General features: G+C 36.7%; 17 protein-coding genes and 1 tRNA gene. 7 read left to right on the top strand and 11 right to left on the bottom strand.

From position 1 onward, the window contains the following. The first annotated feature begins 3 nt into the window (after nt 1-3). A complete protein-coding gene (locus CHB68_RS04715; protein WP_089259663.1) occupies nt 4-1,434 on the top strand; it encodes a SusD/RagB family nutrient-binding outer membrane lipoprotein in 1,431 nt (476 codons plus the stop codon). A gap of 89 nt (nt 1,435-1,523) precedes the next feature. On the opposite strand, the gene CHB68_RS04710 is transcribed toward CHB68_RS04715, so the two are convergent. Continuing rightward, entirely contained in the window at nt 1,524-2,300 is a 777-nt protein-coding gene (locus CHB68_RS04710; RefSeq protein WP_089259662.1) for an alpha/beta fold hydrolase, read from the bottom strand. Nucleotides 2,301-2,523: 223 nt separating this feature from the next. On the opposite strand from CHB68_RS04710, the gene CHB68_RS04700 reads away from it, so the two are divergent. Continuing rightward, nucleotides 2,524-2,715, top strand: a complete 192-nt coding sequence (locus CHB68_RS04700; protein ID WP_089259660.1) for a hypothetical protein — start codon at nt 2,524-2,526, stop codon at nt 2,713-2,715. Here CHB68_RS04700 and pyrF read toward each other — a convergent pair. From pyrF to CHB68_RS04670, 6 genes are all read right to left on the bottom strand, one after another. After that, the gene (gene pyrF / locus CHB68_RS04695) at nt 2,698-3,528 is read right to left on the bottom strand and encodes an orotidine-5'-phosphate decarboxylase (RefSeq protein ID WP_089259659.1); all 831 of its coding nucleotides are present in this window, start codon (nt 3,526-3,528) and stop codon (nt 2,698-2,700) included. The two genes, CHB68_RS04700 and pyrF, sit on opposite strands and share 18 nt — an antisense overlap. A gap of 3 nt (nt 3,529-3,531) precedes the next feature. After that, on the bottom strand, nt 3,532-4,608 hold the full coding sequence (prfA, locus tag CHB68_RS04690) for a peptide chain release factor 1 (RefSeq protein WP_089259658.1): 1,077 nt from the start codon (nt 4,606-4,608) through the stop codon (nt 3,532-3,534). A gap of 109 nt (nt 4,609-4,717) precedes the next feature. Next, on the bottom strand, nt 4,718-5,704 hold the full coding sequence (locus CHB68_RS04685; protein ID WP_245838799.1) for an FAD:protein FMN transferase: 987 nt from the start codon (nt 5,702-5,704) through the stop codon (nt 4,718-4,720). A gap of 84 nt (nt 5,705-5,788) precedes the next feature. After that, the gene (locus tag CHB68_RS04680) at nt 5,789-6,232 is read right to left on the bottom strand and encodes a Rieske 2Fe-2S domain-containing protein (RefSeq protein WP_089259657.1); all 444 of its coding nucleotides are present in this window, start codon (nt 6,230-6,232) and stop codon (nt 5,789-5,791) included. Nucleotides 6,233-6,283: 51 nt separating this feature from the next. Then, entirely contained in the window at nt 6,284-7,462 is a 1,179-nt protein-coding gene (locus CHB68_RS04675; RefSeq protein ID WP_089259790.1) for an AIR synthase related protein, read from the bottom strand. An 89-nt stretch (nt 7,463-7,551) separates the two neighbouring features. After that, a complete protein-coding gene (locus tag CHB68_RS04670; RefSeq protein ID WP_089259789.1) occupies nt 7,552-9,738 on the bottom strand; it encodes a glutamine synthetase III family protein in 2,187 nt (728 codons plus the stop codon). A gap of 192 nt (nt 9,739-9,930) precedes the next feature. On the opposite strand from CHB68_RS04670, the gene CHB68_RS04665 reads away from it, so the two are divergent. Then, nucleotides 9,931-10,947, top strand: a complete 1,017-nt coding sequence (locus CHB68_RS04665) for a glutamine synthetase beta-grasp domain-containing protein (protein WP_089259656.1) — start codon at nt 9,931-9,933, stop codon at nt 10,945-10,947. Nucleotides 10,948-11,004: 57 nt separating this feature from the next. On the opposite strand, the gene CHB68_RS04660 is transcribed toward CHB68_RS04665, so the two are convergent. Continuing rightward, entirely contained in the window at nt 11,005-12,552 is a 1,548-nt protein-coding gene (locus tag CHB68_RS04660) for a carboxypeptidase-like regulatory domain-containing protein (protein WP_179213137.1), read from the bottom strand. A gap of 77 nt (nt 12,553-12,629) precedes the next feature. Next, nucleotides 12,630-13,571 carry a calcium/sodium antiporter gene (locus CHB68_RS04655; protein ID WP_089259654.1) on the bottom strand — a complete coding sequence of 314 codons (942 nt, stop codon included), beginning with the start codon at nt 13,569-13,571 and terminating at the stop codon, nt 12,630-12,632. Between the two features lie 150 nt (nt 13,572-13,721). Between CHB68_RS04655 and CHB68_RS04650 the strand changes: the two genes are divergently transcribed. From CHB68_RS04650 to CHB68_RS04640, 3 genes are all read left to right on the top strand, one after another. Continuing rightward, nucleotides 13,722-14,081, top strand: a complete 360-nt coding sequence (locus CHB68_RS04650; RefSeq protein ID WP_089259653.1) for a BlaI/MecI/CopY family transcriptional regulator — start codon at nt 13,722-13,724, stop codon at nt 14,079-14,081. Next, nucleotides 14,082-15,551 (top strand): M56 family metallopeptidase, encoded by a 1,470-nt coding sequence (locus CHB68_RS04645; RefSeq protein WP_089259652.1) that lies wholly within the window; start codon nt 14,082-14,084, stop codon nt 15,549-15,551. Nucleotides 15,552-16,057: 506 nt separating this feature from the next. After that, nucleotides 16,058-16,210: an SsrA-binding protein gene (locus CHB68_RS04640; protein WP_089259788.1), complete on the top strand. Its 153-nt coding sequence runs from the start codon at nt 16,058-16,060 to the stop codon at nt 16,208-16,210. Here the strand turns inward: CHB68_RS04640 and CHB68_RS04635 are convergent. Next, the gene (locus tag CHB68_RS04635) at nt 16,207-16,719 is read right to left on the bottom strand and encodes an adenine phosphoribosyltransferase (protein WP_089259651.1); all 513 of its coding nucleotides are present in this window, start codon (nt 16,717-16,719) and stop codon (nt 16,207-16,209) included. The two genes, CHB68_RS04640 and CHB68_RS04635, sit on opposite strands and share 4 nt — an antisense overlap. A 75-nt stretch (nt 16,720-16,794) precedes the next feature. Here CHB68_RS04635 and CHB68_RS04630 point away from each other — a divergent pair. Continuing rightward, nucleotides 16,795-16,868: transfer RNA gene (locus CHB68_RS04630), tRNA-Arg, on the top strand. Between the two features lie 939 nt (nt 16,869-17,807). On the opposite strand, the gene CHB68_RS04625 is transcribed toward CHB68_RS04630, so the two are convergent. Next, nucleotides 17,808-20,003, bottom strand: a complete 2,196-nt coding sequence (locus CHB68_RS04625) for a DUF7133 domain-containing protein (RefSeq protein ID WP_245838797.1) — start codon at nt 20,001-20,003, stop codon at nt 17,808-17,810. Between the last annotated feature and the right edge of the window lie 76 nt (nt 20,004-20,079).

Here is a 20,079-nt window from a genome sequence, read left to right as displayed (position 1 = left end):
ACGATGAAGAATATATATTTAATTTTAGCAACCGCAGGCATATTGTTGTCTAGTTGCACAGAAGATATTACAGATTATAATAACGACCCCAAATTACCAACTGCAGTCCCACCACAAACATTAGTGGCCAATGCAGAAAAGAATTTGGCAGATAGAATCACAACGATAAGCGGTTCCAACGTATTTAGACTTTGGGCGCAACATTGGGCACAGGCCACCTATATTGATGAGTCTAACTACTTAATTATTGGTAGAGATCCTTCACAGGCCTATTGGACTACATACTACAACAATGTGATCAATGATCTTAATTCCGCTCAGGCATTGATAGAGGAAGATGAGATTTTAGATGCCGTTACAAGAGGCAATCAATTGGCCATTATCGAAACTATTAAAGTCTATACGTTTCAACACCTTGTAGATTTGAACGGTGATGTACCTTATAGCGAAGCTGCGGACATTAACAACCTATTTCCAAAATATGATGATGCAGCCACCATCTATACGGATTTAATCTCTAGAATATCCGCTGCACAAGCCGCATTGGCCAACGGTGGGGAATCTTTTGGCTCTAATGACATTTTTTATTCCGGTGATGTAACCGCCTGGAGAAAATTGGCCAATTCCGTAAAATTGAGATTGGGTATGCGTATAGCCGATGTAAATCCTACATTGGCAAGTACAACCGTCAAAGAAGCTGTAGATGCCGGCGTATTCACTTCTAACGATGACAATACTGTCATTAGGTATGAATCATCGCCTACAGCGAACAACAACCCTATTTACAATCTTTTTGAAACTGAAAACAGAAGAGAGGATTACATTGCAGGTAAAACATCTTTAGATATGTTGGTTGCTCTAAACGACCCTCGTTTAGATGATTATTTCGCGGATAACAAGGATCCGTACATTGGTGGACCAATTGGTGGAAATAATTCATACGCCAACTTTACCCATTTAAATTTTGATATCGTTGGTGATCCAACATATCCAGGATCTATTATGGATTATGCTGAAGTTGCCTTTTTTCAGGCAGAAGCCGTTGAAAGAGGTTTCATTTCTGGAGATGCGGAAGCATATTACAATGCCGGTATTGCTGCATCTATTGCCTATTATGGTGGTACACAAGATGAAATAGATACATATTTGGCACAGCCAGAAGTTGCCTATGCTACAGCTACAGGTGATTATAAACAAAAAATAGGAACGCAAAAGTGGATTGCGTTGTTCAATAGAGGTTTTGAAGCCTGGACAGAGTACCGTAGGCTAGATTGGCCAGAATTGGTTTTATCTAACCAAACTCAACAAGAAGTTCCTTTAAGGATGATATATCCAGTGAAGGAATCTGCGGTAAACGGTGAAAATTATGACGCCGCTTCAAGTGCAATTGGTGGTGACCAATTGACAACTCCATTATTCTGGGACGTTAATTAGTAGTTCATTTATAATTAAGTTGATTGTTAAGACCGGTGCAAACCGGTCTTTTCTCTTTTAGAAATAAGCTTGAAAAATATGCGGGTCAACTACCCCTTTAAATAACGGACCACTTGTTCATTAAAAAAATGTGGTTGCTCCACATTCACCACATGACCGCAATTTTCAACTACCAAAAGCTCTGATTTTTGATGGCTACGGGCTATTTTTTTAACACTGGGCAGAAACAAATAATCTTCTTCACCCATAACATATAAGGTAGGTATTTGTATATCTACAGTCCTAAAAAAACGCAATAGTGGATTAATTTCCGAAGTAAGCCTAAACCAGCGTATAAATTCTTTTTGATATAATTTTTTGGCCTCCCTAACAAACAATAAACGTGATTCCTTATGATTCTTATTGGGCATTATTACAAAGGCAAAAAACTTATATAACCATAGATAAGGAACAACGGATTTAAAAATGACCCCCAATTTCATTAAAATCTGCGACCTTAGGTTCAATTTCATAATTGCCCCGCCCAAAACCATACTGGCAACGCGTTCAGGATATTTTTCCGCAAGGTTCCTGATTAAAATAGTTCCAAGGGAAATCCCCACAAAATGCGATTTTTGAATATTTTGAAAATTAATGACCTCAACGATATCATTGGTAATGACATCAAAGGTGTATTTATCATCAAAAACACTTTTTAAGTCGGGTTTGGAATTGCCATGCCCTCTTAAATCCAATAATAAAATATTAAAATGCTTTTTAAATTCACGAATCTGTTTATACCAAATTGATGAACTGCCTCCGGCACCATGGACAAACGTTACCCAAACAGGAGAAGATGAATGAACATACGTTATATGGTGAAGCAAAATTTAGACGGATTAAGATATCGTTAAGGCAATATATAATTAACTTTTTAAAATGTACCCAGCATCATAAATAATTAGCTGTTTTACTGTCATTTTTAAATTTTTGAACGTGTTCATGTTAAAAAAAAGACAAATAACCTGATAATTAGTTGTATGACCCCTAGAGTCGACATCCAAAAGGCCATTCTGATCGTATATTTGCAAAGAACTAACGTATAGCATTATGGAAAAGCAATATTGTAAAGTAGGAACCGTAAAACCTATTGCAGCCGAAGCGGACATCATAACCTTATTGGAGTATCAATATCAAAACTTTTTGGAAAAGGCTTCCAATATGCCAACCAATACCCAATTGGGAGAATTTTTTGAGCAAAAGGCACAAAAGATAAAAAGGACGTTAGAAAACTTGGTGTAAGCCATCAAGTTCCTTCTTCATGGCAATTTGCAATTCGCTTGCTTTTTGCTGGGCCGCTTCTGCAAAATTTTGTTCTCCAGAAGCGTAAATTATTCCGCGCGAAGAATTAATCAAAAGTCCAACATCCTTTGTCATACCATGTGCGCATACATCATGCAAGTTGCCCCCTTGTGCACCAACCCCTGGCACCAGTAAAAAACTATTGGGAACAATTTTTCTAATTTCCTTAAAATATGCTGCCTTGGTAGCACCAACGACATACATTAAATTTTCAGATCCTTTATACGTTGTTGAGATAGACAGCACTTCCTTATACAGTTCCGTATTTCCTATTTTTTTGGTTTGGAAATCAAATGCCCCCTCATTGGATGTCAGAGCCAATAAGATAGTATGCTTATTCTCAAAAGCAAGAAATGGTTCTACAGAATCCTTACCCATGTATGGAGCTATGGTAATACTATCAAAATTAAGATCTTCAAAAAAGGCCTTTGCATATCTGGTAGACGTATTGCCTATATCACCACGCTTGGCATCGGCAATGGTAAAAATCTCCGGATAGTTCTCATTAAGATATTCTATTGTTTTTCTAAGTGAGGACCACCCCTCTACACCGTACGCCTCATAGAAAGCAATATTTGGTTTATATGCTACACAAAGATGGTGCGTAGCATCTATAATTGCTTTATTGAACGTAAAAATGGGATCTTCCTCCTTTAATAGATATTTTGGAATCTTGTCCAAATCCGTATCCAGGCCAATGCATAAAAAAGATTGCTTCTTATGAATTTGGGCAATAAGTTCTTGGGTAGTCATACTTTAAAAAATCTCAGAGGCCTCTCTCAATTTCTCTGTATTCTCAACTAAACTCAATTCGTCTATTATTTTTTGAATGTCCCCATCTATTATATTGGACAAATCATACAATGTAAGACCAATACGGTGGTCCGTAACCCTACCCTGGGGATAATTATAGGTTCTGATCTTTGCACTACGGTCACCACTACTTACTTGGCTATTACGTTTTGCAGCGTCCTCTTCCTGTTTCTTGGCCAATTCCATATCATACAACCTGGAGCGCAGTACCTTAAAGGCCTTGTCCTTGTTCTTATGCTGCGATTTTTGATCTTGGCACTGTGCCACCAATCCGGTAGGAATGTGCGTTAGCCTCACCGCGGAATAAGTAGTGTTTACAGATTGCCCACCAGGACCTGATGAACAGAAAAAATCTATACGAACGTCCTTGGGGTCTATTTGAACGTCAAAGTCCTCTGCCTCGGGCAAGACCATGACCGTTGCGGCACTTGTATGTACCCTACCTTGGGTTTCTGTCTGTGGCACGCGTTGTACACGGTGTACACCGGCTTCAAATTTTAACGTACCATATACATCCGTCCCATTTACCTCAAACTGTATTTCCTTAAAACCTCCACTGGTACCTTCACTCAGGTCAATAACATTGGTTTTCCAGCCTTTGGACTCACAATATTTGGTGTACATGCGAAATAAATCTCCTGCAAAAATACTAGCCTCGTCACCACCGGTTCCGGCCCGGATCTCTACGACCACATCTTTGGCGTCCTCTGGATCTTTTGGAATCAACATTAATTTTATATCCTCCTCTAATTTTGGCAAGGCGCCCTTGGCCTCTTCCATCTGCATTTTGGCCATTTCCAGCATCTCTTGATCGCTGCCATCGGCAATAATCTCCTCTGCTTCTGAAATATTATTGGTAAGCTCAAGATATTCCTTTCGCTTTTCCATTAGATCTTTAAGATCTTTATATTCCTTGGTAAGCTTTACATAACGCTCTTGGTCCGTAATGATATCGGGCTGTATGATAAGGTCGGAAACCTCATCAAAACGTTGCTTAACAATATTTAATTTTTCTATCATAATCTTACTTCACTTGTGCTGCGAATTTACGATAATTTTGCAGATGCCCTAAAGGGTTGTGCATGCTAAGCATTAAAATAAATTAAAAAAAGAGATAGGTTAAAGTGGGTCAATTTAAAATGATGCCATTGCTCTTGTACATTTTATCATGTTCATCTACAATGATCACTTCCGTATCTCCCAACTGATTGATCAATGCCAATCCTGCATTGACACCCATAACAAAGATAGAGGTTGCCAAAGCATCTGATAGCTCTGCGCTTTTGGCAAATACGGAAACGCTTTGAATGCCTGCGGAAGGGTATCCGGTCCTTGGGTCCAGGACATGGGCATATTTTTTGCCGTTCACTACCATAAAATCTGCATTTCCGCCAGAAGTTGCAACGGAAGATTCCAAAATAGGTAGCCAAGAAAACAGTCCTTCCTGCCCTTCTGGATTTAAAATTCCTATCAACCATTTTTCTCCGGTAGCCTTTGTTCCCCATGTAGTAATATCCCCACCAACATTTATAATACCGCCTTGCACCTGTTTGGAAACCAAAAGAGCCTTGGCCTTATCCGCAGCATATCCCTTACCAATGCCTCCAAAAGAAATTCGCATACCCTTTTTTGCAAGGTAAACGGTTTGATCTTTACTGTTAAGTCGAATATTTTTATAGCCGGTCTTTAGTGCCGCCTCTTTAATAGCCAGTTTTGATGGCATTTGCGTCATGGAACCATCATACTTCCATAAATTTTCAAGTGCGGTATATGAAATATCAAAAGCCCCATTGGTAAGTTCGGAAATTTGGATAGCACGCTCTATTAATTTAAAGAGCTCCCAACTTACGGCAACTGGCCTAATCCCGGCATTGGCATTGATCTTTGAAGTTTCGGAATTGGGGTCCCATGAGGAAATCAACTTTTCTATTCTTTGAATTTCAGCAAAGGCTTCTTGAATATAAATATAGCCCAGCTCCTCTTCCAATGAGACAACAGTAATATCAAAATCACTGCCCATTGCAGTAAAAGATTTTTTTACGGTGATGAACTGCTCCCCTTGACCAAATGCCAAGAAAGTCATTAAAAAGAAGATAATGGGGGGAAGATTCTTCACTAGCAAGCTCTATTACGGACTATGATTTAATTGTAAATATAGATTTAAGTTGAATTATTTTATTGATTTTTTTACGATATAACCTTACTCGAACACGCGTAACAATGAGCCTTCTAATGAGGTATTGTATATTTTCAATGCTTTGGAAGTACTGTTGGGTATGGTATTCAACGGTGTACCGTTTTGACTAAATTCAGAACCATGAACGTCGCAATAAAAAATGCCTCCGTCCTTATTTACAAAACGCACTTGGTCATATTGTTCATGACTACAAATTTGTGTTGCCGCTACAAAATTACCTTCTAAATTTTTAACTACGACCACAAGATCTTTGAGAATAAAATCACCGTTATTGGCCAATTTTTGGCCTTCCGAAGAATTTAGGTCAATAGTAAAATCTATATTGGTAGGTGGGGTTACGATGTTTCCTTCCGTTTCGCTGTCTTTGGAACAACTGCCCAAACAAGGAAAAGTTATGGCAAAGGCTGCCCCTGCCCCTAAGGTTCTTAAAAATTGTTTTCGTTCCATAGCAAAATAGGTTTATACTATAGAACGATATTTTTGGCCTAATCGTATGTACTAATACACAAAGGTTCCATTACTACCGGAAATGGTCAATTTTTTGGAATCTGATGGCTCTACCCTACCAATAATCTGCGCGTCTACCCCAAAATCATTAGAAATCCGTATAAGATCGTCTGCAATATTTTCAGGTACATAAAACTCCAATCTATGCCCACAATTGAATACTTTGTACATTTCTTTCCAATCTGTACCGGATTGCTCCTGAATAAGTTTGAACAGGGGCGGCACCTCAAATAAATTGTCCTTTATTATATGCAGCTCATCTATGAAATGAAGTATTTTGGTTTGTGCTCCACCACTACAATGAACCATACCATGAATATCCTTAGCATCATAGTTGGAGAGTATTTTCTTGACTATTGGTGCATAGGTTCGTGTTGGGGAAAGTACCAGTTTACCTGCATCTAACGGGGAATCCTTTACCTCATCCGTTAGTTTTACCGTACCACTATAGACTAGATCACTAGGTACTTCGGCATCAAAACTTTCCGGAAATTTCTCCGCCAAATAATTGGCGAACACATCATGCCGGGCAGATGTTAGTCCGTTACTCCCCATACCTCCGTTATATTCCTTTTCATAATTGGCCTTGCCAAAAGAGGCCAGACCAACGATAACATCGCCTGCCTTAATATTTGCATTGTCTATGACATCACTTCTCTTTATTCTGGCCGTAACGGTAGAGTCCACGATAATGGTTCGTACCAAGTCACCAACATCCGCAGTTTCACCACCGGTTGAATGAACGGTAATACCAAATTCACCTAAATCCTTGATCAGTTCTTCGGTACCATTAATAATAGCGGATAATACCTCTCCAGGTATCTTGTTCTTGTTTCTTCCTATAGTGGATGACAACATAATATTGTCCGTAGCACCTACACAAATTAGGTCATCTATATTCATGATAAGCGCATCTTGGGCTATACCTTTCCACACTGAAATATCACCGGTCTCTTTCCAATACATATAGGCTAAGGATGATTTGGTACCCGCACCATCTGCATGCATGACCAAGCAATAATCATCATCTCCCGTAAGGTAATCCGGTACTATTTTGCAAAAAGCTTTTGGAAAAAGACCCTTGTCTATATTTTTGATTGCGTTGTGTACATCTTCCTTGGAGGCAGAAACACCCCGTTGCTGATATCTTTCACTGCTTGATGTGGACATATTCTTATTTTGTGGCAAAAATAAGGGAAACATTAAAAATGTTGCCTCTCATCTCATTTAATATTATACAATATGTTGGTTAGGCCAATTTATTTAAGATTCAACAACTCCCTATATTTTGTCAAGGGCCATAATTGATTATCCATTAATTTTTCCAACTTATCGCTATGCAACCTTATATCTAAAAAATAGGGCTTAACATTGTTGCAGTAAGCCTGTGCCTTTTTCTTGGTATCCTTTAATGCGTTTGCCTTTTTACGTGCATCTGCCATGGCATCTACCATTTTCTTTAAACTGACCACATGTTCCGCAATTTCCTCTATCATGGTCAATTGTCCCTCTGAAAATTTTTTATGTGCCGCACCATAGATTTCCTTTAGGCCGGACACATTTTTAATTAAGGTATTCTGGTAAGCTATTGCCGCAGGAATTATAAACCCGTATACCAGTTCATTATAGACCCTACCTTCTATCTGGGTATGCATAATATAATTTTCCAAATCTACCTCTTGCCTTGCACGAACTTCAACCTCGCTCATAACTTTCATAGACTCAAACAGACTTAGACTTTCCTTAGAAGTTAGAATCTCAAGTGCTTCCGGTGTATTACGGTTATTACTAAGTTTTCTTCTTTTGGCCTCGTTTTCCCAGTCTTGGCTATATCCATCACCGTCAAAACGAATTCTCTTTGATGTTTTAATGTATTCCCTTAAAATATTGAAAACGGCCTCATCTTTCTTTAATGATTTTTTATCGATAAGCGCATCGACCTCTTTTTTAAAGTCCTTTAATTGTTTGGCCACAATGGTATTCAAAATTGTCATTGGTTTGGCACAATTGGTTTTGGAGCCCACGCCGCGCATTTCAAACTTATTGCCCGTAAAAGCAAATGGAGAAGTACGGTTGCGATCTGTATTGTCCATTAAAATTTCTGGAATCTTACCTACTACATTAAGCTTTAATTCCGTTTTTTCTTCTGGTGACAATTTACCTTTGGACACGCCCTCCAATTCATCTAGTACACTACTTAACTGTTTGCCTACAAAAATTGAAAATATGGCCGGCGGTGCTTCATTGGCCCCCAAACGATAATCATTACTGGCAGATGCAATTGAGGAACGCAAAAGCTCTTCATAGGTATCTACCGCTTTTATCGTGTTGATGAAAAAGGTTAAAAATTGTAGGTTCTTCATTGGTGTAGACCCCGGACTCAATAAATTTACACCCGTATCCGTTGCCAAGGACCAGTTGTTATGTTTTCCTGAACCATTGATTCCTGCAAATGGTTTTTCGTGGAACAGAACGGTAAATTGATGCTTATCCGCAATTTTATCCATAACGTCCATCAATAAAAGATTGTGGTCTATGGCAAGATTGGCCTCCTCAAAAACAGGTGCCAATTCAAACTGATTTGGTGCAACTTCATTATGCCTGGTCTTAACGGGGATACCCAATTTGGTGCACTCTTTTTCAAGATCACTCATAAAGCTGAGCACCCGCCCGGGAATAACACCAAAATAATGGTCATCTAGCTGTTGGCCCTTGGCAGGAGTTTCACCAACCAACGTTCTGCCCGTCATAATAATGTCCGGCCTAGAATGCGCAAGCGCCTTGTCAATTAAAAAATATTCCTGTTCCCAGCCTAGGGTGGCATTCACCTTGGTCACGTTCTTATCAAAATATTTGGCTACAGCGGTGGCAGCTTCATCAACGGCACTCAAAGCCCGCAATAGCGGAGCTTTATTATCCAAGGCCTCTCCCGTATATGAAACGAAAATAGTAGGTATACAAAGTGTTGTGCCATAGATGAAAGCTGGTGACGACGGGTCCCATGCCGTATATCCCCTAGCTTCAAAAGTATTTCTTATTCCGCCACTTGGAAAACTGGACGCATCCGGTTCTTGCTGTACCAACTGTCCGCCACCAAATTTTTCCAATGCGGTGCCATCTGGCATTAAATCAAAAAAAGCATCATGTTTTTCTGCCGTAGAACCAGTTAAAGGTTGAAACCAATGGGTATAATGCGTAGCACCCATAGATATTGCCCAACCCTTAATAGCCTCTGCCACTTGATCGGCTATTTTACGGTCGATCTTAGAACCGGAAACCATGGCATCCTTTAAACTTTCCAGCGCATCCTTAGTCAAATATTGGAGCATTTTATGTTCATTGAACACATTGACCCCAAACAATTCCGATCGTCTACCTTTCTCTTCAATTGCTATACTATTTCTCTGCTGGCTATTGGCTATTGCGGCAAATCTTGATGATTTCATACGTAAATACATTATTAATATGGCAAAATTACGTTCTTAAAATATAAATATGACAAAATACCCGATAAATTATGGGGGTATAAAACAGTTTATTTAATTTTTAAAGATTAACCCCCTTAAAAATGTGTGGGAAATGATAAAAAACATATTTTTGTTTGTCTTTTATTTTAAAAAATTATAACGATCACAATTATGAGCAAAACAAAATTAGAATACATCTGGTTAGATGGATATTTTCCAACCCAAAACATGAGAAGCAAGACCAAAGTGGTTAATGACTTTGGTGGTAAATTAGAAGACTGTCCAATGTGGTCTTTTGACGGAAGTTCAACTCGTCAAGCTGAAGGTGGTTCTTCTGACTGTTTGCTTAAGCCTGTTGCAATTTTCCCGGACCCAGCTAGAAAAGATGGGTATTTGGTGATGACAGAAGTTCTTAATGCCGATGGTACTCCGCACGAATCTAACGGAAGAGCTACTATTGAAGATGAGGACAACGATTTCTGGTTCGGTTTTGAACAGGAATATTTTATCATGGACACTTCAACAGAATTGCCTTTAGGTTTCCCAAGAGGCGGATATCCTGCTCCACAGGGTATGTACTACTGCTCTGTTGGTGGAAAGAACACACACGGAAGACACATTGTAGAGGAGCACGCCGATCTTTGTATAGCTGCCGGACTTAACTTTGAAGGTATTAACCAAGAGGTTGCTTGTGGTCAGTGGGAATTTCAATTATTTGCCAAAGGCGCTAAATTGGCAGGTGATGAATTATGGGTAGCCCGTTACTTATTAGATAGGTTAACCGAATCTTACGGATACTATATAGAGTACCATCCAAAACCATTAGGTAAGGATATGGACTGGAACGGTTCAGGTATGCACGCAAACTTCTCTAACTCTACATTGAGAACATGTGGAGACAAAGCAACTTATGAGAAAATATGTGAGGCGTTTAGACCTGTAGTAAAAGAACACATATCCGTTTATGGTGAATTTAACGACCAACGTTTGACCGGACTTCATGAAACTGCAGCAATTACCGATTTCAGCTACGGTATATCTGACAGGGGAGCATCTATCCGTATTCCAATTGCAACCGTTGAAAGCGGATGGAAAGGATGGTTGGAAGACAGAAGACCAGCTTCTAACGGTGACCCATACAAAATTGCGGGTAGAATCGTTAAAACGGTTAAATCTGCCAAAATTTAATCCTACATTAATTATTTTTTATACTAAAAATGCCTTGGACTATTCCAAGGCATTTTTTTAATTACTAATTTTTTTCAATGGTGTGTTCATCCAATAGTTATCCGTTTTGCAAGACGTACATATAGGCTGTAGCTTGCTATCCAATGGTGCATCTTTTAGCATTAAACTATCTTTTGGAATACTATCTGAGAGATTAGGAAATGTTTCTTGGGTAAAAAACTCTCTATATTGATGTAAATATTCATACTTTTTTTCATCCAATTTATTACCTAGACTATCCCTTATATTACCATAACTATAAGTTAAGTCCGAAACTTCAAGTCTATCGTTTTCTGTAAACAAATAATTTAAAATTGGGCCAGTTTCCTTTTTTATGAAATGAGGAGTTAATTTAAATGTTCTTATATCCTCAAAAAAACGAATTCTAATAATAGGCAATAATTTACCTTTATATTCTATTTTAAAATCACTCTTCTTGATCTTTTCTACATTTTCGGGCATTCTATTCAAGTGAACCATAAATCTTCTTGAATCTAAATCTAAAACGAATTTTGAGTTGAACTCTGCAGGCTTTTGCACTAGAATTTTATTATAGAAAGAAATATAGTTCAAATACATTTTATCTTTTTCTCCCTTAGAGTATTCAGTTATTATATGGTAGATCAATTCTCTTTTCGTTTTATTGAATCCGTCAGAGTATCTTTCTTCTGCATTGATTGCGGTATCTAATTCACCTGGTTTTTTACGCTTAAAAAGTGCATAATCCAATTTATGTATTGCAAAATCAGTAGCACCTATGAAGATTTTTCCTTCTGAGTAATAATCAGTATTGCGATAAAAGCATTCTATTTCATAAATAGTTTCATTCTTAAAATTGGTTTTCCCTTTTAACACAAATCGATGATTTTCCACAAAATCAACTGACATATCATTAATAAAAGAATAGGTTTTTATTTTATTATTTCTAATTGCATCATGAATATTAAGTGTAATGAATTCATTACCACCTGAATTTTCCATTTTTGCACTGGGTATTATCTTACTATGTTTTTCATAATCATAAGGCTGCTTGGTAAATGAATCTATTTTGAACTCAAGATTTTTTTTATAGGTAATTAGTTGGCACTCATTATCAAAGTTATCTTTTGAAGCAAAGCCGGCATCAAATATTTTGATAATGGCCTCATTCATGTTTGTATAGTTTTCATTTTCAATTTGATAATCCCTATAATAACCTACAAGACCAAATTGTTCCAATGAATAGTTTTGCGGAATATTATCTATAGCATATCTCACAATATCTCTTGCATTTATTTTTTTAACTTTTGCGGAAACTACCGCTTCCGAAAGTTCAAAGGAGCTTGGAGTAAGAATGATAATGTTGGCTTGACCTTCAAGAAAAACATCAATTAAAATTTCCTTTGTCTCAAAACCCATACAAGAAATCTCAATAACTTCTCCTAAGGTTTTATAGGCAATAGGTATTCTAAATCCGCCATCAATATTAGAAATAACGCCCACCTCCCTATTTTTTAAATGAATGTTTGCAAAAACAACTGGCTCGCCATTTTCCGCATCCACAACACTACCATATACATATTCCAAATCTTGCCCATTTATCCATTGAGTGGCTACGAAAAGAAATAGAATTAAATTTAGAACTGCAGTATTTGGTCTTACTTTCATTTTGAGATGGTTACGTAGATAAAAGCTACGTAAATTCCCACAAGAATTATACCATCTCTCCAACCTAGTCTTAAACCTTTTGGAATAAAGACCAATGGAAGGATAAGAAAAGAAATACCGAGCATCCAAAAGATATCATTTGTTAAAAGACCCTCGTCCATAACGGTTATTGGTGTAATGATAGAAGTAATACCTAATACGGCCAATAGATTAAAAATGTTGGAGCCAATTAAATTCCCCAAGGAAATTGCTTTTTCTTTTTTTATTATTGCGATTATAGATGCTGCCAATTCAGGAATACTAGTACCTACCGAAACTATTGTTATTGCTATAATACGCTCACTAACGCCAAATATAGTGGCCATACCCACTGCTCCATTGATCAACAGTTCAGAACCGCCCCAAAGGGCACTACCCCCCAAACCAAGAAACAATACTGTTTTATAGGTCGGCATCATGACGTCCGGTTCGTCCTCTTCATCAATCACGGCAGGCTTTTGAAAGCGTAGCAGATATACCAAGAATAAAAATAGAAATACCACCATTACTATACCCTCATACTGCACTAACACCCCATCAAAATAAATAAAGAAGAAAAAGAGGATAGAAGCAAGCATCATCACCGGCCAATCTGTTGTATAAAAACTTTTACTGACATCTATTGGGCTCAATAAAATGGTAATTGCCAATACAAGGCCTAAATTTGCAATATTAGACCCTACCACATTCCCCAAGGCTAAATCTGGAAATCCGTCCAGGGCGGCATTGATACTAACAATAAGCTCAGGAGCCGATGTTGCAAACGAAACCACCGTCATTCCTATGACAATTTTTGGGATATTTAATTTTAAAGAAAGATCAACCGCCGCTTTTAACAACCAATTACCGCCTGCAATTAGCAAGGTTAGTCCCGCTAGGATAAAAAATAGATTTAACATATATCCGCTTTTTGACAAATATAACAGAACAAAATTGTTGCTGATGGCATAAACCCGGATATTAAAAAACTAAAATTTTAGTTAAATAACTATAAAAATAGTTTTATAACTATAAAAACAGTTTATATTAGCACTCCTAAGAATAGGATTATGGAAAAATTGACCAATAAGGAAGAAGAGATCATGAAAATTCTTTGGCGCCTAAAAAAAGGGTTTGTCAAGGAAATAATGGCAGAAATTACGGATAATAAACCCCATTACAATACGCTTTCTACCATTGTAAGAAATTTAGAGGAAAAAGGCTTTGTGGATTTTATCGCTTATGGTAAAACCCACCAATACTATCCTATTATTTCTAAAGAGAACTATTACAAAGCCCATGTAAACGAAGATATGGTAGGCTATTTCGATAATTCATATAAAAATCTAGTTTCCTTTTTTGCCAAGGAAGAAAAAATTTCGGTCAAAGAACTGAAGGAAATCATAAACTTAATTGAAAAGGAAAATTAAATGGAAGCAATTTGTTTTTATATTCTAAAATCCGGTGTATTATTATTCCTTTTCTATGGTAGTTATTATATACTATTGAAAAATGAAACTTTATTTCGTTTTAATAGGCATTTTTTGTTGTCCGGCCTGATTATCTCTGTAGTATTGCCATCGTTTTATATCACAAAAAACGTAACGGTTCCTTTATACACAATACAACAAGAAACCACTGGTATTACAGCACTGATTACATCCCCACTAGAAGGGTTTTGGAATACCTCGTTGATATTAATGATTCTTTACACTACAGGAGCACTATTCTTCCTAGCCAGGCTATTTGCACAACTAATACAATTGCGAAAGATTTTAAAAGACGGGCAAATAGTATACGCTCAAAACACCATACACCTAAGGACAAACAAAAATGTACTTCCTTTTTCCTTTTTTAGAACCATTGTTTACAATCCGTCTAAACATAACCCAAAGGAATTAGCTGCAATCGTGGCCCATGAAGAAGTACATGCCAAGCAATATCACTCCATAGATATCCTGATAATGGAACTTATAATGGCATTACAATGGTTTAATCCCTTTGTATGGTTGTACAGAATGGCCTTAAAACAGAATCTGGAATATTTGGCAGATACGGAAAACTCTCAAATAAAGTTTAATAAAAAAGCCTATCAATATATATTGTTGCAACAGGCATGTAGCAATTATAGATTATCAATTGTAAATCCATTTTTTAATTCATTAATCAAAAAACGAATAGTTATGATCAATCAAAAACAATCACATCAATTAAACGCATTAAAAAGTTTAATCATGGTACCGCTTATAGCATTTTTTCTGATAAGTTTTAATACGAAAGAGGTATATGCAATTTCCGATTCCAAAGTCTTGACCAAACCATTAAATACTATTGAAGTCTTAATCGATAAGCATACGACAGATGATGAGCTTTTGAAAATTAAAAAAGAACTTCAGAAAGAAAAGTTTGATTTTTCATATACCGTTGTCCGTAACGAAGAAGGTTTTATTAAAAGTATTTCTTTACAAGTTACCGGAGGAAATAAAAAAAATGGTGAAGCAAGCAGTTCATTTAATTCTGTAGCGGACAATGACACTATAGATCCAACATATATAAGTATAGACCTTAGTACAAACCGTATAACCATTAGAAATGGGAAAGCCGAACATAAAATGATCCAGGTACGGACCAGCCCCAGCAAAAAATTAAAAATTACGTCAAAGTCAGATAGCGATCATGATATTGAAATCATGGAAGAAGAGGGCAATACATTTCTCTATATAGAAAATGACAAACAGCCACTAATTTATATTGATGGTAAGAAAAGTGACCATGATATATTGAAATCAATAAACCCTTCAAATATTGCTACAATGAATGTTATTAAAGGTGAAGCGGCCATTACAAAATATGGAAAAAGCGCACAGAACGGAGTTATTGAAATAACCACCAAGAATTAATTACATAACCAATATATTATATAAACAGTCCGGTGGATAATCTCCTCCGGATTTTTCATTTAAAAGATGAAAACGGCACTTATTAGCATATTACGAGAATAATTTGCCTACATTTTGCTATTGACTACAAAATAACCACTACAATTATTACAAAAGATAAGTATATCTAACTATTCATTTAACAAATGAAATAAATTTATAGAGCACTTGTTTTTATTTGTAATCCTTATTGCGTTTATACTTACAACTTAGTAGCCAAATGTATTATTTTAACAAGTTTAACTTGGTACAAAACCAACACTATAATACCTTAGAAGAACTATAACAGAACTATTAAATTTTATTCTCTATACGTATGATAGCAATCATAAAATTCTTGATTATTTTGTTACTAAGCATCGTATCAACATTTGGATTTTGGTAGTACTACACCAAGCATAAAATACATAAATACAGGACCATAAAAACAACCTTTATTTTATGTATTTTTGAAAAAATCCGTTAAGTTGAAAAAAGCAATATTCAAGGTATTGGCAAAATTGAACAAAATACTATTGCCATCTTATACCAGTAAGCGTTTAGATCTTTCCAAGGCCACAAAAATACAGTTGGCAATAATTGGCTGGCGATATTTTGTTACCACCAACGCTCTGGATTAATACGTTATTAAGGATTGTACGGAATACTCGTTAATTTTTTCCTTCCCGTTTAAAAAAGCAAGTTCAATCAAGAAATTGCATTGTACAATTTCACCACCTAATTTTTCTACTAATTTACACGCAGCTTTGGCAGTTCCTCCAGTAGCAAGAACGTCATCATGGATCAAAACACGATCACCTTTCTGTATGGCGTCTAAATGAATTTCAAGCGTATCCGTTCCGTATTCAAGTTCATAGGTCTCGCTAATTGTCTCCGCAGGTAACTTACCTGGCTTACGAATAGGTACAAAACCTGCATTAAGTTTATCTGCAAGCAATGGACCAAAGATAAACCCCCTACTTTCCATACCAACTACCTTGTCAATATCATTACCTTCTAATAAATTCAACAATGCCACGGTCGTTTTTTTTAGCGCATCTGGGTTCTGCAACAACAAGGTTATATCTTTAAATACTACCCCTTCTTTAGGAAAATTGTGAATATCTCTAATTAAGCTTCTTAATTCCATTTAATAACCTGTTCTTAATTTTGTGGTAAATGTAAAAAGAAATATATTTGCACCCCGTTAAGGGAAATAAAAAATGGCCTCGTGGCGCAACTGAATAGCGCATCTGATTACGGCTCAGAAGGTTACAGGTTTGAATCCTGTCGAGGTCACTACTACACAAAAAAGCAAGCTAATTCATTTAGCTTGCTTTTTTTGATTATGGCTCTACAATAGCCTTGATCAATATCCTGTTACATTGAAAATTTTTGTCTATACCTTAAGCATTAATACCACCTTGGTATTCAAGTAGGTATTACATTACTCTTATATAACGATGTGTAATGGTTCATAAAGTTTCCTTTAAAAGCAAAAGAAGGGTAATACGAATCGTTAATAACTATTTTTAAATGTACTATAAATGTGATGATTAAGTATAAAATTAGCGGTATTTAAAGGCTTTATTTATAATTTTTAAAGATACTTAAAGAACTAAAATCGTTAATAAGTTTGTTTCCTAAGGAGAATCATTAATAATATCTTTACAATGGGAAAGGCCTCAATAAATTAAGGCCTTTTGAAACTGGAAAGGGAACAACAGCCTAAAACTATCTTAGTAGAGAGATGTTGAATAATCTACTAATTGAAAGGTTTATATGGAACTTGGGTTCTCTTTCCTTTTTTATAATAATCAAATATAGAAATTGGTTTTATTCTAACCCAATTATCATGTGACCACTTATGAACACCTTTCCAATTTTCAAATAAAATCTAGTCTAATTTTTCAAAATCAAAATGTTAACATAATTCTTACCCTCCTTCAATTGTTTCATTACTGTAACAATCAATACTATTAAAAGCAAAACAAATGAGCTTGGATATTAATAGGAAATCTTTAAATAACCTTTAGTTACTTCAAAACACCATACTTTTGCAACTTATAATTATTGCTTAAACTCTATATTGACAAGTTTCCGCTTAGATTTATCATTTAGACCTCCTTTCGAAATTACTACTACACAAAAAAGCAAGCTAATTCATTTAGCTTGCTTTTTTTGATTATGGCTCTACAATAGCCTTGATCAATATCCTGTTACATTGAAAATTTTTGTCTATTCATCCAAGGCTTTCAATTCCTCTTCCGTAAACTCCATTCCCGTCTTGGATTTTATTTCCCTTAATTCACCTATTCGTTTTCGTCGTAGACTTTTAGGTTCATCAGAAAATGCGTTGGATACATAGGATATAATATCTGCGATATCCTTATCCGTAATGTTTTCATTTCTAATAAGACCGGGCATTGCCAAGTTTAGGTTATATTCTTCTCCCTTTACATGAACCGGACCTTCTAGCCCATGAAGGATGATCAACGCCAATCGCTCTACATTTTCAACATGTTCCGATCCCATTAACGGTGGTGCTAAACCCTCAATACCTTGACCGTTGGCACCATGGCACGATGCACATATTTGATAGAACATTTTTGCCCCGCTGGTCCTATTATCCTCATTAATTGTTTTCCGGGTATAGATAGCGTTCAGTTTACCGTTTCTTTTATTTTCCAAACTCTTACCAAGTTTATGAGCAAATTCCGATTCCCTCAACTCCCCAATAGCCATTATATTGGCATACATCAAAGAATCTATATTGGTAAGTCCACTTAACAAAGCCTCGGTAACCGTAGCATTATCCTGTCTCCTTTTCAATACCTCTAAAAATATGGGTTTAAATTTATCCTCTTCTAACCCCATCCATGGGCCCAAGGCATTGCCCAAATAAACATCCAAGGTTATATTCTTTCGAGAACCAATTGTTTTAAAAATGGCTACGGCACTATCAATATATTCTGCTGAAACATATTTTTTGGAAAGAACTAAGGCATGCGCAGCTACATCTGTATGCGCATTCTCCATTACATTGGTCAATATATCAAAGGAAAGTGCACTCCACCCTTCTAATACATACAAGGCATGAAGTTGACCTAACCGATCCTTAGAATTGATTGCCAAATCCTTGACCTCATTGGTCACTTGGGTAAGCTCCTTGTATATTAGGTAATGTTGTGCCCGATCTCTGATATACCCATTTTTATGGGTTAAAAGTGAGACCAATTCATTAGCGCTCAACGTATTAAAATCTGTAATTAAGGTTGTTTTATCGTTTTGATGTTTTATTTTCAAGATGCGTCCAAAATCAACTATAGTATCTATACGTGTTGTTTTGGTCTTCTCCTTTAAATATGGACTTAAATATGCATGGTGCCCAATCATACCCCTATGCATATCTACGACATACATACTACCATCTGGACCATTTTTTAGGCTTACCGGACGGAAGCCTTCATCCGTAGATGTCAAAAATTCCCTGTTCTCCCATGCATGTTTTGCAATTACGGAATCGCCTTTAAAATTAAGTAGCGTACGTTTGATCAGATTACCTTCAGGAATACAAACAAAAACGTTTTCCGCATAATCTTTGGGAAAGGACCCTCCCCTATAAACCAGAGGACTACAGGCCGCCGTGGCATTTACCAAAATACTATCCGCGTTTAAAACGCCCTTGGCGTAACCCCGGTTAACCGATGTAGCATGCACAGGATATACCCGTTGATCAGTGGTCAACAGTTTATCCACACTGGCTTTTGGTGTAAAATATGCATTGTTTATCAAGGTATTGGGCAACACATAGTCCCCCAATAAAATTCTTGAATTATCATTATAATACAGTCTTCCAAAATTATCATGGGTCATACCCCATTGTCCCCTAAAAGTGGTAGGTTCCTTAAGCCATTTTCCTTTATGCCTGCGGTATCTAAAGTTAGATTTGGCATTATAGATCCAATTATCAATATTCAATTCCAAAGCGTTGGGTTGATGTTCTGGGTTACCCTCTACCGCATAGATAGAATCTACCAATACTTTATTTACCGGTTTGTCATCTTCAATTTCCACAAACCATAAATTAGGCGGAACCGCATACAATAAGCCACCATATACATGGGCCAAAGCCCTTGGCATTACAATACTATCCATAAATATTTTGGAATGGTCCGCAATACCGTCCTCATCCAAATCTTCTAGAATACGAATGCTCCCTATAGGCTCATCTTCCTCGGAGCCCTGCATATCGCTCATATAGCCTGGCATCTGCGCTACCCATATTCTACCTTTGGCATCAAAATCCATTGCTACGGGAGCCTTAAGTAAAGGTTCTGCGGCCACTACTTCAAGCTCAAAACCCGCTTCAAGTTTGTAATGGTCCAAAGGAACTTCGGTTTCAGAGAAATTATCTTTACAAGAAAGTATCACCAAACAAAAAATGGTTAGGGGGAAAAAAGAAATGCGCATGTACTATTAAATATTTATGATAAAATTAAAGTGAAAG

Origin of the sequence: Maribacter sedimenticola, from assembly GCF_900188415.1 — a bacterium.
Classification (GTDB): domain Bacteria; phylum Bacteroidota; class Bacteroidia; order Flavobacteriales; family Flavobacteriaceae; genus Maribacter; species Maribacter sedimenticola.
This window is presented reverse-complemented; position numbering and strand designations above follow the sequence as displayed.

Bases quoted from the DNA above. Each gene is read 5' to 3' on its own strand.
- CHB68_RS04715 (WP_089259663.1), top strand. From the start codon at position 4: ATGAAGAATATATATTTAATTTTAGCAACCGCAGGCATATTGTTGTCT.
- CHB68_RS04700 (WP_089259660.1), top strand. From the start codon at position 2,524: ATGGAAAAGCAATATTGTAAAGTAGGAACCGTAAAACCTATTGCAGCC.
- pyrF (WP_089259659.1), bottom strand. From the start codon at position 3,528: ATGACTACCCAAGAACTTATTGCCCAAATTCATAAGAAGCAATCTTTT.
- prfA (WP_089259658.1), bottom strand. From the start codon at position 4,608: ATGATAGAAAAATTAAATATTGTTAAGCAACGTTTTGATGAGGTTTCC.
- CHB68_RS04680 (WP_089259657.1), bottom strand. From the start codon at position 6,232: ATGGAACGAAAACAATTTTTAAGAACCTTAGGGGCAGGGGCAGCCTTT.
- CHB68_RS04675 (WP_089259790.1), bottom strand. From the start codon at position 7,462: ATGTCCACATCAAGCAGTGAAAGATATCAGCAACGGGGTGTTTCTGCC.
- CHB68_RS04670 (WP_089259789.1), bottom strand. From the start codon at position 9,738: ATGAAATCATCAAGATTTGCCGCAATAGCCAATAGCCAGCAGAGAAAT.
- CHB68_RS04665 (WP_089259656.1), top strand. From the start codon at position 9,931: ATGAGCAAAACAAAATTAGAATACATCTGGTTAGATGGATATTTTCCA.
- CHB68_RS04655 (WP_089259654.1), bottom strand. From the start codon at position 13,571: ATGTTAAATCTATTTTTTATCCTAGCGGGACTAACCTTGCTAATTGCA.
- CHB68_RS04650 (WP_089259653.1), top strand. From the start codon at position 13,722: ATGGAAAAATTGACCAATAAGGAAGAAGAGATCATGAAAATTCTTTGG.
- CHB68_RS04645 (WP_089259652.1), top strand. From the start codon at position 14,082: ATGGAAGCAATTTGTTTTTATATTCTAAAATCCGGTGTATTATTATTC.
- CHB68_RS04635 (WP_089259651.1), bottom strand. From the start codon at position 16,719: ATGGAATTAAGAAGCTTAATTAGAGATATTCACAATTTTCCTAAAGAA.